Raw genomic sequence first — 16300 nt, forward strand, 5'->3', positions numbered from 1 at the left:
CATAGGAAATAATACTAAGTCTGCTTAGCAATAATTTTATTATTTATCGCAAATTATATTAACCACACTTAAATAAAAATTAACCCCCATTAAATAATAATTTACTTTTAGTCACGCCGTAACCGATACTGGCCCCCGATTAATTCAGCATGAACCTGACTCTTCCCCCTGAGATGCCCGCATTGAGCAGTGCCATATTCGTAGTATATTAATAAGAATCTTTCTTTGCGGGTGCCATGCATGTCTTACTCCATTGGCGAATTTGCCACACTATGCGGAATCAACGCGACCACGCTTCGGGCATGGCAGCGCCGCTATGGTTTGCTCAAACCGCTGCGAACAGATGGAGGTCATCGCCTCTATAGTGATGACGATGTGCAACAGGCACTGCGCATTATCGACTGGGTGAAGAAAGGCGTGCCAGTGAGTCAGGTCAAACCCTTACTGGAGCGTCCGGGTGCACGACGCACCAATAACTGGGTCACCCTACAGGGGACGATGCTCCAGCGACTCAAAGAAGGAAAAATCGAGTCTCTACGCCAGCTGATTTATGATTCAGGTCGTGAATACCCGAGACCTGAGCTGGTGACGGAGGTACTTCGCCCACTCAGAAGCCAGGTATCTGCAAATACTTCCGCAATGATGACTCTACGCGAAGTGCTTGATGGCATTATCATTTCCTATACCTCGTTTTGCCTTGAAGGCGATAAACGTGCCCCTGGCGACAATTACCTTATTTGCGGTTGGCAACTGACCGACCCGTGCGAAGTGTGGCTTGAAGCACTGAAACGGACAGGCCAGGGGCATCGTATTGATGTGCTGCCGGTATCGCCTGCGGCACTGGCACCTGAAATATTCCCCGACCGAAACTGGCTGCTGGTGACCAGCGGGAAGTTGACCGTTGTTCGTAAGAAGCAGGTTGAAAAATGGCGGGAACTGGTGACGTCGCTGGATGTTGTATCGTTGTGAGTTTCTTAGCTATTGGCATAGAAGCATCAGCCTGATGAATTGTTCCGTTTACGGTGTATGTCAAGCCAGAGGGTTGTTCCGTTCACCTCAAGTTCATTGCCCTTCTAAAGCAGGATCACCCGTGAACGTGTTAAGGAGGCGGCGGGGAGCCTCCTTAACACGTTCACATGTAATAAGATTCCAGAGAAGTACTGAACTTAGGGTGAACGGAACGACTCCACCAACTCCACCTACCACACCATCCCTCCACAAAAAAACCACACAAAACCACCAAATCCCATCCAATTGATTTAATTGAATAACAATAATAAACATCGCAAAAACTTGGACAAATATTTAAGTTTGTGCAAGTTTTAAATAAGCATATTTGATCCTGATCTTCTCGCAGCATGGGTGATGTCAATGAGTACGATACGTTCCGTCATAGACCAATTTGTTGATTTTTATACAGAGTTGGATAGCCAGCCTCTGACGACGCTATCCCAGCTCTACCACGCTGATGCCGTGCTCATCGATCCTTTTGGCGAGCATCAAGGCATGCTGGCTATTCATCGCTATTTCACTCGCCTGCTGGAGAACGTCGGTCATTGCCGCTTCAGCATCGATCCACCACTTAATAGCGACGAACGTTTTCTGGTGAGCTGGACCATGCACTGGTCACATCCACGCATTGCCCGTGGAGAAGCACTGATATTGCCAGGCTGCTCCGCCGTCGAAGTACAGGACGGGATCATCGTCCGCCAGCGGGATTACTACGATGCCGGCGAAATGCTTTACGAACACCTGCCCCTGTTGGGCTGGGCGATTCGCTGTGTTAAACGGAGGGTGAGCATATGATGACTGTCCTCATCACGGGTGCCAGCTCCGGTATTGGCGAAGGGCTGGCAAAGTCCTGGGCCGATGACGGCCATCACGTCATCGCCTGCGGCAGGGATGCCGCTCGCCTGGAGGCACTACTGCAATACAGCCCACATATTTCCGTACGCCAGTTCGATATGACTGATGCTGATGCTTGTCTTGACGCGCTGGCAGGCAGTCGCCCAGATCTTGTCGTGCTCTGCGCAGGGACCTGCGAGTACCTGGATCATGGGGTGATCGACCCGGCGCTCGTCGAGCGGGTACTGCAGACCAATTTCCTCGGGCCGGTCAACTGCCTGGCGGCACTGCAAAACGTGCTGCAACCGGGTAGCCGGGTGGTGCTGGTGAGTTCAATGGCGCACTGGCTCCCCTTCCCACGGGCCGAAGCCTACGGCGCGTCTAAAGCTGCACTGAGCTGGTTTGCCAGTAGCCTGCGTCTCGACTGGGAACCGAAAGGTATCCATGTGACGGTGGTGTTTCCTGGATTTGTCGATACTCCACTGACCCGCAAAAATGATTTCGCCATGCCAGGCAAAGTGACCGTTGAGCAGGCGGTGAAAGCGATTCGTTCTGGCGTTGCGAAAAAGAAAACAGAGATAGCCTTTCCCACCGCTTTTGGTCTGACGCTGCGCCTGCTTGCCGGGTTGCCTTCGTTTTTACAACGTGCGCTGCTGCGCAGGATGGTGCGATCGTGAAAATAGCGATTATCGGCAGTGGCATTGCTGGGCTCACCTGCGCCTGGCGACTGGCAGGACACCACCAGGTGACGCTTTTTGAAGCCGCCCCACAAGCGGGTGGGCACACTGCAACGGTGGATGTTGCCACGTCTTCCGGCACTTACACCATCGACACTGGTTTCATCGTGTATAACGACCGCACTTACCCGCGCTTTATGGGACTTCTGAGCGAGTTAGGTATTCACGGGCAGAAAACAGAAATGAGCTTTTCGGTACATAACCCGGCGAGCGGACTGGAGTACAACGGCCATTCGCTCGGCTCGCTGTTTGCCCAGCGACGTAATCTGGTTAACCCACAATTCTGGGGGCTCCTTAAAGAGATTGTACGTTTCAACCGGCTGGCAAAAGCGGCGCTGCATCAGCGTAATCCTGACGGCGAAACCCTCGACAACTTCCTGCAACAGCATCGGTTTAGCGCCTTTTTTGCGCGTCATTATATTCTACCGATGGGTGCGGCAATCTGGTCGTCATCCTTGCAGGAGATGCGCCAGTTCCCACTCAGCCTGTTTCTGCGTTTTTTCGAAAATCATGGCCTTCTGGATATCACCCAACGCCCGCAGTGGTACGTGGTATCCGGCGGCTCGCGAGAATATGTGCGGGCACTGCTCGCACAACTGTCGCCACGCCTCATGCTGCGTCTGAACACTCCGGTACATCGGGTTACACGCCATGTACAAAGCGTGAATCTGTATTTCGCTGATGGCGTTCATACATTCGATGAAGTCATTTTCGCCTGTCACTCCAGCCAGGCACTGGCGATGCTGGATAACCCGAGTCGTGCCGAAACCGAAATCCTCGGCGATATCGGCTGGCAGAAAAATGAAGTCGTGCTGCATAGCGACAAACGCTGGCTCCCGGTGAGGGAGAGAGCCTGGGCAAGTTGGAACTATCGGTTGAGTGAACAGGATGATGCCAGCGCCTGCGTCACCTACAACATGAACATTTTGCAGGGGCTACCAAAAGAAAGTCCGCTGTTTTGCGTAACACTCAACCCGGATAAACCCGTCGACGAACGCTACGTCTGGCAGCGATTTGTCTATGAACACCCGCTGTTCAACCCAAAAAGCGGACGTGCGCAATCGCGCCGGGCGGAGATCAACGGTAAGCAGCGCAGCTGGTTTTGTGGTGCCTACTGGTACAACGGCTTTCACGAAGATGGCGTACACAGCGCGCTGGACGTAGTACACGGCATCGCCACCAGGGAGACACCCCATTGTGAATAGCTGCCTCTATCAGGGCGTGTTACGCCACCGCCGCTGGCAACCGCGCCAGCACCATTTCACCTACCGCATCTTTATGGCGTGGCTGGATCTCGACGAGCTGGCACTGCTGCCCACGGTCGGTATCCGGCGCAATCGCTTTGCGGGTGCATCGTTTTATGATGTGGACTACCCGCTCGGTAGCCCGCTCAAAGAGAACGTGCTTAACAAGCTGGAAAATCTGACAGGGGACCGTCCGGCAGGCAGAGTGATGCTGCTAACGCAACTGCGTTACCTGGGGTTGCACTTTAACCCGGTCAATTTTTACTACTGCTTTGATGCGGAAGACGCACTGCGCTGGGTGCTCGCCGAGGTACGTAACACGCCGTGGAACGAGCGCCATTACTATGCGGTCAATGCCCGGGACACCCGGCCAATAGAGAAAGCCTTTCACGTATCACCGTTTAACCCGATGGACATGGTCTATCACTGGCGCTTTAACCGCCCCGGTAAAAACCTGCACATGCACATCGAAAACCACCAGCAGGCGAAAGTGTTCGACGCCACCCTGATACTCTCTCACCAGCCGCTGACGCGACGTACCCTTAACGCGCTGCTGGTGCGTATTCCATTAATGACTCTGAAAACCGTTCTGACTATTTACTGGCAGGCGCTACGGCTGTGGCTCAAACGCGTGCCTGTCCACAATCATCCCGCCAGCAGGAGTGAACGCTCATGACCGATCCCGTTTACGCACTCGAACCCGATTTGCCCCGCAACGCCCGCCTTGCACGCTGGTTGCTGTTTCGGCTGCTGGCAGGACTCACCCGAGGTTCACTCACGCTGCATGAAGGCACTCAGCGGTTCCATTTTGGCGATCCCAATGCTGCACTGTGCGCTGAGGTACGGGTGCTCTCCCCGGCAGTTTACCGACGTTTGCTCACCGGGGGCAGTATCGCGGCCGCCGAAGCCTGGATGGACGGCGAGTGGGAGACCCACCAGCTCACCACGCTACTGGAAATTCTGGCCCTGAATGGCCCGGTGCTGGCCCGGTTGGAGAACGGTTTTCGCCTGTTGAGTAGCCCTCTGCAGCGGCTTCGCCACTGGACTCGTCGCAACCATCGCCAGCAGGCGCGGAAAAATATCGCTGCGCATTACGATCTGGGCAATGACTTCTACCAGCATTTTCTTGATAACGATCTGCTCTATTCCAGCGCCTTGTTTGAAGAAAACGATCAGAATCTTGCCAGCGCTCAGCGCGCCAAAATGCAGCGCTTGTGCGAGCAACTTGCGCTGAAACCTGAGGATCATCTGCTGGAGATCGGTACCGGCTGGGGTGCGATGGCGGAATATGCCGCGCGCCACTACGGCTGCCGGGTGACCACCACCACGCTCTCCCGCGAGCAGTTCCACTATGCCCAGGAACGCGTCGCCCAGGCCGGGTTGCAGGACAAGGTTAAGGTGCTGCTCTGCGATTACCGGGACTTAACCGGTGAGTTCGACAAACTGGTATCGGTGGAGATGATCGAAGCCGTGGGCAAAGCCTGGATGCCCACCTTCTTCCGTACCTGCCAGGCTCGATTGCGCCCCGGCGGCACGATGGCAATTCAGGCGATCACCATTCAGGATCAGCGCTACGCCGACTACAGTAAGAGCGTCGATTTCATCCAGCGCTATATCTTCCCTGGCGGCTTCCTGCCCAGCATCACGGTGATGAGCGACACCATGACTCGCCACACCGATTTTGTGCTGCGTAATCTGTTCGATATGGGGCCGGACTATGCACGCACATTGGCACACTGGCGGCAGCGCTTCCTCCATGCCTGGCCGGAGATTTCCAGACTGGGTTTTGACGAACGCTTTCGCCGCATGTGGCTTTACTACTTTGGCTACTGCGAAGCCGGATTCAATGCACGCACCATCAGCGTAGTGCAACTGACTGCGGTACGGGTATGAAACGCCATCTGCAGGTTTTTTTACTGGCTATTGCCTTCGATATCTATTGGACGTTGGTGGTGCTGTTTCGTGAGCGTGGGGTACTCCTCTGGCTTGGTCTGGCGGTGCTGGCTTGTCTGTTGCTTAAACCTGTCCGTCGGATTTACGCCATTCTGCTCGCGCTGGCAGGCAGCACGCTGGATGCCACCTGGGCAGTGACCGGGCTGCTGCGTTTCAGTGGCGAAAGCATCCTGCCACTCTGGATGATGGCGCTCTGGCTGATGTTTGCCTGTGTCTGGAACCATCTGACGGAAAAAACCAACCTCCCCTCCTGGCTGCTGGTCTTCATGGCGGCGGCTGGTGGACCGATGGCTTACTACATTGGCGAACACCTGGGGGCTATCACCTTCCTGGCGCCGACCTTTATCGTCATGAGTTCGATGACACTGGGCTGGCTGGTTCTGATGCTCTTTTTCCATATTTTTACCGGGAGACGGCAATGACACGCGTAACGGCTTTGCTTTTATTGTTTGTCACCAGCAGCGTCAGCGCCGCCGACTGGCTCACCTGGAAAAAAGTGGGCAGCGCAACGCTAACCTGGGGACCTTTCACCGTTTACAGCTCACAACTGAACACACCGGATGGCCAGTACCACGGTACATCGACGGATCGTGCATTGGTCATCACCTACAGGCGCAGTATTGAAAGCGAGGAGTTAGTCGACGCCACGCGCGAACAGTGGCAGGCGCTGGGCACTCTGCAACAGGAGCCTCAGAGCGAAACTTGGTTACAGATGCTCGCCAGGCTCTGGCCCAACGTGAACGAAGGCACCCAGCTTGCGTTTGTGGTCCGTGCAGGTAAAGGGCAGTTCTGGTATCGGTCTTCTGCGGCAAATGTTGCTTTTACTGCGCTTGGCACAGCGCAATCAACCGCCTTTAGTGAACGCTTTCTGGCAATTTGGCTTGACCCCCACACGCAGTATCCCGAACTGCGTCAACAGCTGATCGGAGGGAAACCATGAAACGACTTCTGACACTCGGCCTGGCACTGATGATACTGCTGATAGGCTGTAGCGCTGAAATAAATGATTACCGCACGCAGCAGCCTGCGCTGGATATCTTCCGTTATTTCGAGGGGAAATCGGAAGCCTGGGGCATGGTGCAAGACCGTAGCGGCAAACAGATTCGCCGCTTCCATGTGGAGATACAAGGTGAAGTGCTCGGCGATACCCTGACTTTAAACGAGCATTTTGTCTATGACGATGGCGAGAAACAACAGCGCGTCTGGCACATCCGCCGCACAGCGAACGATCGCTATGAAGGCACGGCAGGAGACATCGAAGGAACAGCCAGCGGCCAGTCAGCCGGTAACGCCTTCAACTGGCGCTACAGTATGAATGTGAAAGCCGACGGCAAAACGTGGCTACTCGATTTTGACGACTGGATGTATCTGCAAGATGGCACACATCTGTTTAACAAGACGGAGATGAAGAAACTGGGCGTCACCGTAGCAACGGTCACCCTGTTCTTCACCAAAAAGGACAGATAGCAGGAGGATACTTATGAATACTCAACCTGTACTCGGCATCAGTGCATGCCTGACCGGTTCTGCCGTGCGTTTCGACGGCGGCCATAAACGGATGGATTTCGTGATGAATGCGTTGGCCGAATGGGTCAGCTTTAAACCTGTGTGCCCGGAAATGGCGATTGGCCTGCCCGTCCCTCGTCCTGCACTGCGTCTGGTGCAGATCGAAGACGACACTCGCATGCGTTTTACCCATGCACCGCATGACGATGTCACTGAAAAAATGGCCCATTTCGCTGAACATTATCTTCCTGGCGTCGCGGAACTGGATGGCTTTGTCGTCTGTGCCAAATCCCCCAGTTGCGGCATGGAACGGGTGCGTCTGTACGATGAAAACGGCAATCGCGGTCGCAAAGAGGGGCACGGGTTGTTCACCGCCGCCATGCAGCAGGCCTACCCGTGGCTACCGGTGGAAGAAGACGGACGATTGCATGACCCGGTGCTCAGAGAAAACTTTGTCGAGCGCATTTTTGCGCTGCACGAGCTAAACACCCTTCGGGCGAACGGCTTGACTCGCCATGCCCTGCTGGCCTTCCACAGTCGCTACAAACTGCAACTGCTGGCGCACCATCAGGCAGGCTATCGCGAAATTGGGCCGTTCATCGCCCACTTGCATGAGTGGGATGATCTGGAGGCATTTTTCGTCGCCTATCGGGAGAAGTTAATGAATATCCTGAAGCATCCGGCCTCACGCAAAAATCACACTAACGTGCTGATGCACATTCAGGGCTATTTCCACGAAAAGCTCTCTGTCCGACAGCGTGCAGAGCTGCGCGAAGTGATCATCAATTACCGCACCGGGCTGCTGCCGATTCTCGCTCCGCTGACATTGCTAAAGCATTATCTGGCGGAGCACCCGGATGAATATTTACTGACACAGAACTACTTTTCCCCCTATCCCGAAAACCTGGGATTGCGCCTGGCGGTCAGTTAGTTTTTTTTACCGTCAGCAGCGGATAAAGCAGCATGCCCACAACCATGGCGGCGACGAAAATCGCCCCATTTATTGAGCCTGCCCCCAGCAGGACCAGCCCCGGCCCCGGGCAGATGCCTGCTATTCCCCATCCGATACCGAACAGAACGGCGCCTCCCAGCAGGCGCCTGTCAATGTGGGTAGCCGTCGGCAACTGCATCTCCTGCGCACACACGGGACGCGTACGTTTCTTTGCCATCCGAAAGGCAAAAAAACCTACGCTGATAGCGCCCCCCATGACAAAGGCCAGTGAGGGATCCCAGACGCGAGTGATATCCAGAAAACCAATGACTTTCTGCGGGTTTGCCATCCCACTGATGAGTAACCCAAAACCAAACACGATACCTGCCAATAACGCAAAAAAGCGATTCATATTGCTCCTCATGTAGCCAGATTAGCGCCAGAATCCCATCAACCAGACCGTAACGAAGCCCACTGCCATAAAGGTGGCTGTCGCCGCCAGAGAGCGCAAAGAAAGGCGGGATAATCCGCATACACCGTGTCCACTGGTACAACCGGACCCATAACGCGTCCCGACGCCCACCAGTAGACCAGCCACTACCAACAATGGCCAGGGTGTCGTGACCTGGCTTTCAGGTAAAGGGGCAAACAGACGGTAAAGCAGGGGCGCAAGCACCATCCCTGACAGAAAAGCAACCCGCCACCCTTTGTCCTTCGTCGCTCGGGAAAGTACGCCCCCCAGGATGCCACTGATTCCCGCCACCCGACCACAAAAGAGGATCAGGATCCCCGCTGCCGCGCCAATCGCCAGGCCACCGATAAAACTCGGGATCGGCGTGAAATGTGCCATATCAATGATCATTATTCTGAGCCCCCTCCTCTTCGCCCGGGCAGTAAAGTGCGTACAACGTATTCAACAGCGCTAATACATCCGGTGCCGCTACCTGATAAAAAATCTGTTTTCCATCGCGACGGGTTTTAACCAGTTCCTGCCTGCGCAGTACTCCAAGTTGCTGAGACAAGGTCGGCTGTAATATGCCAAGGGCTGCTTCAATTTCGCTGACCGACGCCTCACCCTGACTTAAATGACAGAGCAGCAACAGGCGATCTTCATTCGCCATTGATTTCAATGTATTGGCTGCTTTTTTAGCTGCCGCACGCATACGTTGAGGATCAAAACCGGGCATGGAAAACATCCTGCATAAGAGAGTAAAAAACAATATACATATTTATATAATATAAAGACACATATTGTATAGCAGAACGTCTGATTTTAGCTACGCAGAGGGTCATTTTAAGTCGTGCAACACTGTGTCCGGGTGGTTAATACCTGACAGGCTGACCTGTGAAAAAAAACAGGAAGACAAGTTAATACATAACGGCGCATTATCTTCTAAGCTGTTACAAAACAGTGGCATGCTTCCACTCGTTATATGCAGGGACACGCGAGATGTCAGAGGACAAGCCTCTCTGGGGTCGACATGCAAAAACAAAAAAATGGCGACAGTTTTTTACGCGAAAAATAAATCGAAAAAAGAAAATATACCTGGCATTTCCCATTTGCAGGTCCAGCGCTGAGTCTCATCCACACCGACGATGAAACGCAGTATAGCCAAGGGCGATTAATTTATTTTCATGACTATGCACAAACAACTCGACGCGTTTAAGCGTGGCCTATGCTTTCTGTTTTTTAGTTTGATTATATTATTCAGTGGTTCGCTTCTGGCGCAAGAATCACCTGCTGCCTTAAGCGAGTACTTCGTTGAGTCCTGGTCGACAAAAGACGGCCTACCTCACAACAGTATCAATGCCATAGCGCAAACCAAAGAAGGTTACCTGTGGTTTGGTACGTGGGAAGGTTTTGCCCGTTACAACGGTAAAAATTTCCAGCTATTTGAACGTGGCGGGGATACCGGGTTGCCCGACTCCGGTATCCTGGCTCTGATCGCAGGACAAGACGGCGGCCTGTTGGTTGCAGGGGCGCGCGGTGGGATCTCGTCCTGGAAAGATGGACAATGGCACCCCTATGCTCCCGCGCCAACCATGATCGGTTCGGCCACATGCGACAGCAAAGGCAACCTCTGGCTCTCTATGCCCGGTATGGGACTGGTCTTTCGCCCGGCCAACGATGTCAGTGCTCTGCATGATGAACGGGTTATCGACAATGTCACGGTGAATAAAAGCGTGGAGGATGCGCAGGGCACCGTCTGGGCCGCCACCGATAAAGGGCTTTACGAGATTAATCACCGCCGCGCGACGCGTGTCTCTCCAACAACCGGATTACCTCAGGTTCGTGCTTTTAGCCTGCTGGTCACTGCTGACAATACCTTGCTGGTCGGCACTGAAAAAGGAGTCTGGAAACGTGAGGGGGAAACGTTTGTGCCGCTGCATCCGGAACTCACCAATGAGGTGGTGTCCACCATCATGCAGGACAACAGCCAGGATATCTGGTTCGGCACCATCAACCATGGCATTTTTCGTCTCAGTGCGCTTGGACTCGAACACCTTAATATTGATAACGGTATCGTCCATAACCGTGTTCAAGCCATTTTGCAGGATAAAGAACACAATATCTGGATTGGCACTAACTCCGGTTTACTCCGCCTGCGTCGTGCCCCTTTTATCACCATTAGCACCCGTCAGGGGCTCAACGGCGATTACATTCGCACCGTGATGACCCATTCAGACGGCAGCATTTGGGTAGGTAGCAGCACCGGTCTGAACCGCATTCGTGATGGCAAAGTCGAGCAAATCAACTGGGATCAGCACACCCAGCCTTCAGTGCTCAGCCTGGGGGAAGCGGCGGATGGCAGCGTATGGGTAGGAACCTACACCGATGGCTTGCTGCACTGGAAAGACGGGACACTATCTGCGGTACTGCAGCAAAAGGATGGTCTGCTCAGTAATGAGATCCGCGCGATTCTTCCCGACAGCCAGCAGAATCTGTGGATTGGCACCGCCTCTGGCCTGAGCGTACTGCGTGCGGATGGGACGTTACATAACTACTCCTCTGAGGACGGTCTACCCGCCAGCTTTATTATGGCTCTTGAGGAAGATGAACAGCGCCGTATTTGGGTCGGCACCGGGCTCGGTGTATCCGTTTTCGATGGTGAAAAATTCGAGCATATCAATATCACCAATATGGAAAATGCCGAGTATGTTTTCGGTTTCTATAATGAACCCGACTACATGTGGATGACTTCAGACCGTGGCCTGATTCGTTACCGTAAAAGCGATGGCGCTATCGGCATGGTCGGGCGCAAAGAGGGACTTCCCATCGACAAACTTTTCCAGGTCATCCCCGATAAGCTCGGCTATTTGTGGCTGAGTTCAAACCGTGGCATGAACCGGATCAGTAAGGCTGATGCTACCGATGTCATTGAAGGTCGAAAGAAACAGGTGAAAGTGACTCACTTTGGCGAAAGCGATGGCATGATCAGCGCCCAGGCCAACGGTGGTTCCATGCCTGCCGCAACCCTCGATAAACACGGCGGCATCTGGGTGGCGACAGCGCGTGGCGCAGTCATGGTCAACCCGGAACGATTGGCTGAATTCAGCAAAACACGATTAATTCCGGTGGTAGAGTCGGTGGAGAGCAATACTACGCCTCTCGACAATAACTATACCTACCCTGCTGGTACGACGCGTATCCGTATCGATTATTCAGGGCTCGGTTATGTGCTTCCGGAGCGCATTCTGTACCGCACTAAACTGGATGGTTTTGATCCTCAATGGGTCGATCGCGGTAATATCACCACCGCGGAGTACACCAACCTGCCCCCTGGCACATATCGTTTTAATGTTTCCGCCAGTTACCCAAGCAGCGACTGGAATGGCGACACCACGACGATCACCCTGACGATCAAGCCCTTTATCTGGCAGCGTCCGTTATTCCAGACCGTTCTGGCACTCATATTGCTGATTTCGGTATTCCTGATCTTCCGCTGGCGCTTAAACCAGGCGCACCGTAATGAAGAGCGACTGCGTAAACTGGTGACAGCCAAAACGCTGGCCCTGCAGGAACAAGCAGAGATCTTCGAACGCCAGGCCAGAGAAGATCAGCTGACTAAACTGGATAACCGCCGTGTGTTTGATGAACAACTGGTGCTGTGCTTTGATGATGCACGTGATAATGATTATCCGCTGACGCTGGCCATCTTCGATATTGATCACTTTAAACTTATCAACGATCGCTGGTCGCACGTGGTCGGCGATCAGGTTCTGAAAAGTATTGCCGACATGCTGCGCAACGCTCAGCAGGAATCCATGCTGAGCGCCCGCTGGGGCGGTGAGGAATTTACCCTGCTCTTCCCGCGTATGCCTATCGAACAAGCAACGAAAGTGTGTGAGCTACTGAGAATTACCCTGTCGCAAACGGACAACAGTCATATTGCTGAAGGGCTACAGGTCACCGCGAGCTTCGGGCTGGCAGAATCATCCACGGCCAGCGACAGCAATGCGCTCATTAAGCAGGCCGATCACGCGCTCTATATCGCCAAGCAAACCGGCAGGAACAAAGTGGTATGCTGGTCCGCTGAAGAGGATAACAACACTGATCACTTTCATATTTAGCCAGTGAGTCGGAGCGTCAGCGCCACACTTTACAGTCCACACGATTAACCAGAGGGATGCCAGGGTGACCGGGAAAATTGACTACCAGATTGAAAAGTTCGCGTTGACGGAAGCCGGGGAGCCTGCGCATATCACCCGCCAGTGGCAAGAGGTACTGGACGAGTGTCGGCAGCAAAAAGCAGGCGCGGAAGAGCGTCTGCGCATCGCATTGTTGAATGTCGATTACGTCACCAGCTTTGAGCTGCCTTTTCGCTTGTTGCTGACGCGCGCGCCGCAACTGATTGCCGGGCTGCGCGAAGAATTTCAGCTCGGGCAGAAGAACGTACTGTTCAACGGTAAGCGGTTTGGCTGCGTCTACAGCCTGAAAACGGACATGAGTCAGATCCCTGATGAGTTTCAGTACCGCCTGGCCACCCGCATCCGTCGGGAAGACTCCGCAGGCACAACCGCAGCCCCCTTCCAGCAAATTGCCAAAGAAGTTAAAGCCCCGCGTGAGCGTCTGAAGCTCGCTCTGGAAAGCGGCTTACAGGTTACCGCACTCGACGGGTTGTTCTGGTTCGGAATTCAGCGTATTGCGGCAGATGTGCAGCGACTGCGAAAATCTGGCATGACGATCGCCACGGCGGAGGTGGAGGTTTTTGACAACCTGACCGGAACCATCCGACGGGTGCCGGTGTATTTGAACACAGCGACGTAGACGGCATGTGCGGCGAGTTTACCGGTCGATAATCATTAAGATCCCGACACTGCCAGCGGGCACATGGTGCACCTGACCTTTCGGTATCAGACAGTAATCACCGGCCACAAGGTGATGCTGCACTCCATTCACTACCAGCGGCAACGCCCCTTCCAGGACAATCAACATCTCGTCAAAATCGGCATGGACTTCAGGTGGGATACCTTCCCCTCCCATCTTTAGCACTTTGACCTTTGCGTCGCCCACTTCACCCAGCACCTGCGATTTCCAGACCTTATCCAGGTTCTGAGCTACGCCAAAAAGCGAACCTCTTTCCACTCACTCCCCTCCTGTTTTGAATTTAACCTACTGAGTAATAACATGTATTCTCCGCAGCGCAAATCTCAATTTTGTCTACATTAAGCAACGAAAGAAGAAAGCCGTTAATTGGCAAAATGACCACTGGTTGCGATATAACATCAGTCGCCACTAACGGAGGGGAAACATAATGCATGCACAAACAGAGCGCCTGATCCTGCGCCCCGTTACACCATCAGATCTTGATGACCTGTTCAGGATTTACGGCGACCCTGCGACCAATACCTTTAACCCGTCCGGCCCGTATCCGGATATTGCCCATGCCAGGGCTGTCCTGACACGCTGGTTGCATCACTGGGATAAATACGCCTTCGGCCAGTGGGCCATTTCGTTAACTGACGCGCCAGAAAAGGTGATTGGCTTTGGCGGGCTGAGCGTCAGTACCTATGCCGACATCACCATTAATAATCTGGGGTATCGCTTTTCTACCGAAGCGTGGGGTAAAGGGCTGGCGACGGAGTTGTCACATTACGCCGTCCGCTATGGTTTTGAGGAACTTAACCTAAATGCTATTTCGGGTGTGGTCAGGCCGGATCACGAGGCATCGCAAAAGGTGCTGATGAAAGCCGGGTTAAAACGAGTAGGAGAAGTGGATGACGTACCGGATGAAGAGCCCAGTTTACTGTATACGCTGAAAGCACACGAATGGCGGGGAAGATAATGCTCGAAATAAGCAAGCATAATGAATTCTGAAATCCAGATATTGAAAATTAAATAACTATGACGAACTCTGTATTTTTCCAGCAGCTCAATTATGTTATTTCATTCTGTGATTAAGAGAATTCCCAACTGTGAAGTATCTCGCAAAAAAAACCGTCCTGTAGTGACGCCGGCGTTATCAACAAAATTTTGTAATCGTAATCAAAATTACACCACAGCCCCCACGATCACAGGAGTAAAAAAACATAATTAATTAATATAAAAACGTAATAGATTCACAAGATAATCTATGTCAGAAAGTACTCCACATTTACACAAGAAACTGGAGATGTGATTAAATGAGTACAGAAATAATTCAAAATCGACATGATGAATATCATATATTAACGCGTGGTGAGCGTATTGGTTATGGCATGGGTGATTTTGCGCAAAACCTTGTTTTTGGTACTATTGGTGGGTTTCTTGCTCTTCACATGTTGACCGTAAATACCATTAGCACAGCAACCGCAGGGTTTATTTTTCTTTTTGTCCGCATCATCAACGTTGTCTGGGATCCCATGGTAGGAACCTATGTTGACAAAAGAACCTCGAATGCCGGGAAATATCGCCCCTGGCTTTTAAGAGCCGGCATCCCACTCGTGATTCTTTCTGCTCTACTTTTTGCACCTATTCCTGGCGTCAGAGGCTCTGTTCCTTATGCCTTTATTATTTACCTGGCACTGGATTTGGTTTATTCCGTGGTAAATATTCCTTACGGCTCTCTTAATGCTTCATTGACAAGAGATCCTGAATCTATTGATAAACTTACCAGTACCAGAATGATGCTGGCTAACAGTGCCAATCTGCTTGTCTACACCTTATTCCCGATGTTTGTACAAATGGCCGCCCCAAAAGATCGAGGCCTCAAGGACACCGGCTTTTTTGGGCTTAAGCTCAATATGGGGAACTATACCGACCCATCGGCTAACTATGCCTGGTTCGGCGTTTACTCCATTTATATGGTGATAGGGGCTGTCGCACTTTTCCTCTGTTATAAATTAACAAAAGAACGTGTTGTCGCGACGGCAGAGCAAACGGCCAACGTAAAAACTATGGATCTGTTTCTTGAGCTTAAGAATAACAAGCCCCTTGTTGTTCTGGGCTTTTTCTTCATGTTGGCCTTTACCTTCATGTTTGTCATGAATACGGCTAATGGATTTTTCAATCAGTATGTTGTCGGCCATTCTGAGTGGATGGGGGCTGTTGGCCTTGTCGCCTCAATTCCGGGTATTTTATTTCCGGTTTTCTGGCCGAAACTCAAAAAGTTTTTCGGTAAAAAAGGGTTCTTCCATCTTTTCTTAGGCATGTTTATTGTAGGTGAGTTACTGACCTATGCCTGGTCACTCGATGGAATGCATGATGCGCTCTGGCTGGCTTACATCGCGACATTTATTAAGCAATGGGGCTTAACATCAGCGACCGGATTCATGTGGGCATTGGTTCCTGAAGTAATTGCTTATGGCGAACTGAAATCAGGTAAGCGAAATGCCGCAATCATTAATGCCATTATGGGTATTTTCTTCAAGATCGGTTTTACGCTTGGCGGTGCACTCCCCCTTTGGTTACTGGCGGGTTACGGCTTTAACGAAAAAAGTGCCTATCAGCATGCCAATGCTATCGCAGGAATAAATATGACAGCAATTTGGATTCCCATTGTTTTAGCCGTTGTATCCATGTTCGCTATTCATTTTTACCCCATCTCAGACAAGAATGTTGAAGACATTAACCGGCAACTTGATGAGATACGCGTATAGTTTTA

Annotated in this window: 18 protein-coding genes; 14 read left to right on the forward strand and 4 right to left on the reverse strand. The window is 52.3% G+C overall.

The annotated features are described in order from the left end of the window. The first annotated feature begins 240 nt into the window (after positions 1-240). The 10 genes from AC5JPW_RS22285 (at position 241) to AC5JPW_RS22330 (ending at position 8216) form a co-directional block, all read left to right on the forward strand. Positions 241-969, forward strand: coding sequence for a MerR family transcriptional regulator (locus tag AC5JPW_RS22285; RefSeq protein WP_494243252.1), 729 nt, complete (start codon positions 241-243; stop codon positions 967-969). A gap of 402 nt (positions 970-1371) precedes the next feature. Then, entirely contained in the window at positions 1372-1806 is a 435-nt protein-coding gene (locus AC5JPW_RS22290) for a nuclear transport factor 2 family protein (protein WP_494243253.1), read from the forward strand. After that, a complete protein-coding gene (locus tag AC5JPW_RS22295) occupies positions 1803-2522 on the forward strand; it encodes an SDR family NAD(P)-dependent oxidoreductase (protein ID WP_494243254.1) in 720 nt (239 codons plus the stop codon). The genes AC5JPW_RS22290 and AC5JPW_RS22295 overlap by 4 nt, the downstream gene beginning before the upstream one ends. Further along, positions 2519-3787, forward strand: a complete 1269-nt coding sequence (locus AC5JPW_RS22300) for an NAD(P)/FAD-dependent oxidoreductase (RefSeq protein WP_494243255.1) — start codon at positions 2519-2521, stop codon at positions 3785-3787. Before AC5JPW_RS22295 ends, AC5JPW_RS22300 begins: the two co-directional genes overlap by 4 nt. Then, positions 3780-4502, forward strand: coding sequence for a DUF1365 domain-containing protein (locus AC5JPW_RS22305; protein WP_494243256.1), 723 nt, complete (start codon positions 3780-3782; stop codon positions 4500-4502). The genes AC5JPW_RS22300 and AC5JPW_RS22305 overlap by 8 nt, the downstream gene beginning before the upstream one ends. Then, positions 4499-5719 carry a class I SAM-dependent methyltransferase gene (locus tag AC5JPW_RS22310; RefSeq protein ID WP_494243257.1) on the forward strand — a complete coding sequence of 407 codons (1221 nt, stop codon included), beginning with the start codon at positions 4499-4501 and terminating at the stop codon, positions 5717-5719. The genes AC5JPW_RS22305 and AC5JPW_RS22310 overlap by 4 nt, the downstream gene beginning before the upstream one ends. After that, a complete protein-coding gene (locus AC5JPW_RS22315; protein WP_494243258.1) occupies positions 5716-6201 on the forward strand; it encodes a DUF2878 domain-containing protein in 486 nt (161 codons plus the stop codon). The genes AC5JPW_RS22310 and AC5JPW_RS22315 overlap by 4 nt, the downstream gene beginning before the upstream one ends. Then, a complete protein-coding gene (locus AC5JPW_RS22320) occupies positions 6198-6719 on the forward strand; it encodes a hypothetical protein (RefSeq protein WP_494243259.1) in 522 nt (173 codons plus the stop codon). Before AC5JPW_RS22315 ends, AC5JPW_RS22320 begins: the two co-directional genes overlap by 4 nt. Beyond that, positions 6716-7246, forward strand: coding sequence for a DUF3833 domain-containing protein (locus AC5JPW_RS22325; RefSeq protein ID WP_494243260.1), 531 nt, complete (start codon positions 6716-6718; stop codon positions 7244-7246). Before AC5JPW_RS22320 ends, AC5JPW_RS22325 begins: the two co-directional genes overlap by 4 nt. A gap of 13 nt (positions 7247-7259) precedes the next feature. After that, positions 7260-8216, forward strand: a complete 957-nt coding sequence (locus tag AC5JPW_RS22330) for a YbgA family protein (RefSeq protein WP_494243261.1) — start codon at positions 7260-7262, stop codon at positions 8214-8216. Here AC5JPW_RS22330 and AC5JPW_RS22335 read toward each other — a convergent pair. From AC5JPW_RS22335 to AC5JPW_RS22345, 3 genes are read right to left on the reverse strand one after another with little or no spacing between them, the layout of a single operon-like run. Further along, positions 8209-8628 carry a DUF6691 family protein gene (locus tag AC5JPW_RS22335; protein WP_494243262.1) on the reverse strand — a complete coding sequence of 140 codons (420 nt, stop codon included), beginning with the start codon at positions 8626-8628 and terminating at the stop codon, positions 8209-8211. The two genes, AC5JPW_RS22330 and AC5JPW_RS22335, sit on opposite strands and share 8 nt — an antisense overlap. Positions 8629-8649: 21 nt before the next feature. Beyond that, complete coding sequence (locus AC5JPW_RS22340; protein WP_494243263.1) at positions 8650-9078, reverse strand: YeeE/YedE family protein; 429 nt, start codon at positions 9076-9078, stop codon at positions 8650-8652. Further along, complete coding sequence (locus AC5JPW_RS22345) at positions 9068-9403, reverse strand: metalloregulator ArsR/SmtB family transcription factor (RefSeq protein ID WP_494243264.1); 336 nt, start codon at positions 9401-9403, stop codon at positions 9068-9070. The genes AC5JPW_RS22340 and AC5JPW_RS22345 overlap by 11 nt, the downstream gene beginning before the upstream one ends. A 508-nt stretch (positions 9404-9911) precedes the next feature. Between AC5JPW_RS22345 and AC5JPW_RS22350 the strand changes: the two genes are divergently transcribed. Together AC5JPW_RS22350 and AC5JPW_RS22355 are read left to right on the forward strand one after the other, a co-directional pair. Continuing rightward, on the forward strand, positions 9912-12788 hold the full coding sequence (locus AC5JPW_RS22350) for a two-component regulator propeller domain-containing protein (protein ID WP_494243265.1): 2877 nt from the start codon (positions 9912-9914) through the stop codon (positions 12786-12788). A 64-nt stretch (positions 12789-12852) separates the two neighbouring features. Then, entirely contained in the window at positions 12853-13485 is a 633-nt protein-coding gene (locus AC5JPW_RS22355) for an ECs1377 family protein (RefSeq protein WP_494243266.1), read from the forward strand. Between the two features lie 18 nt (positions 13486-13503). On the opposite strand, the gene AC5JPW_RS22360 is transcribed toward AC5JPW_RS22355, so the two are convergent. Continuing rightward, positions 13504-13803: a cupin domain-containing protein gene (locus AC5JPW_RS22360; protein WP_494243267.1), complete on the reverse strand. Its 300-nt coding sequence runs from the start codon at positions 13801-13803 to the stop codon at positions 13504-13506. Between the two features lie 169 nt (positions 13804-13972). Between AC5JPW_RS22360 and AC5JPW_RS22365 the strand changes: the two genes are divergently transcribed. Together AC5JPW_RS22365 and AC5JPW_RS22370 are read left to right on the forward strand one after the other, a co-directional pair. Continuing rightward, positions 13973-14503, forward strand: a complete 531-nt coding sequence (locus tag AC5JPW_RS22365) for a GNAT family N-acetyltransferase (RefSeq protein WP_494243268.1) — start codon at positions 13973-13975, stop codon at positions 14501-14503. A 352-nt stretch (positions 14504-14855) separates the two neighbouring features. Continuing rightward, a complete protein-coding gene (locus AC5JPW_RS22370) occupies positions 14856-16295 on the forward strand; it encodes an MFS transporter (protein WP_494243925.1) in 1440 nt (479 codons plus the stop codon). The last annotated feature ends 5 nt before the right edge of the window (positions 16296-16300 follow it).

Source organism: Phytobacter sp., assembly GCF_059074235.1.

Bases quoted from the DNA above. Each gene is read 5' to 3' on its own strand.
- AC5JPW_RS22365 (WP_494243268.1), top strand. From the start codon at position 13,973: ATGCATGCACAAACAGAGCGCCTGATCCTGCGCCCCGTTACACCATCA.
- AC5JPW_RS22320 (WP_494243259.1), top strand. From the start codon at position 6,198: ATGACACGCGTAACGGCTTTGCTTTTATTGTTTGTCACCAGCAGCGTC.
- AC5JPW_RS22345 (WP_494243264.1), bottom strand. From the start codon at position 9,403: ATGCCCGGTTTTGATCCTCAACGTATGCGTGCGGCAGCTAAAAAAGCA.
- AC5JPW_RS22310 (WP_494243257.1), top strand. From the start codon at position 4,499: ATGACCGATCCCGTTTACGCACTCGAACCCGATTTGCCCCGCAACGCC.
- AC5JPW_RS22295 (WP_494243254.1), top strand. From the start codon at position 1,803: ATGATGACTGTCCTCATCACGGGTGCCAGCTCCGGTATTGGCGAAGGG.
- AC5JPW_RS22325 (WP_494243260.1), top strand. From the start codon at position 6,716: ATGAAACGACTTCTGACACTCGGCCTGGCACTGATGATACTGCTGATA.
- AC5JPW_RS22330 (WP_494243261.1), top strand. From the start codon at position 7,260: ATGAATACTCAACCTGTACTCGGCATCAGTGCATGCCTGACCGGTTCT.
- AC5JPW_RS22340 (WP_494243263.1), bottom strand. From the start codon at position 9,078: ATGATCATTGATATGGCACATTTCACGCCGATCCCGAGTTTTATCGGT.
- AC5JPW_RS22285 (WP_494243252.1), top strand. From the start codon at position 241: ATGTCTTACTCCATTGGCGAATTTGCCACACTATGCGGAATCAACGCG.
- AC5JPW_RS22335 (WP_494243262.1), bottom strand. From the start codon at position 8,628: ATGAATCGCTTTTTTGCGTTATTGGCAGGTATCGTGTTTGGTTTTGGG.
- AC5JPW_RS22315 (WP_494243258.1), top strand. From the start codon at position 5,716: ATGAAACGCCATCTGCAGGTTTTTTTACTGGCTATTGCCTTCGATATC.
- AC5JPW_RS22290 (WP_494243253.1), top strand. From the start codon at position 1,372: ATGAGTACGATACGTTCCGTCATAGACCAATTTGTTGATTTTTATACA.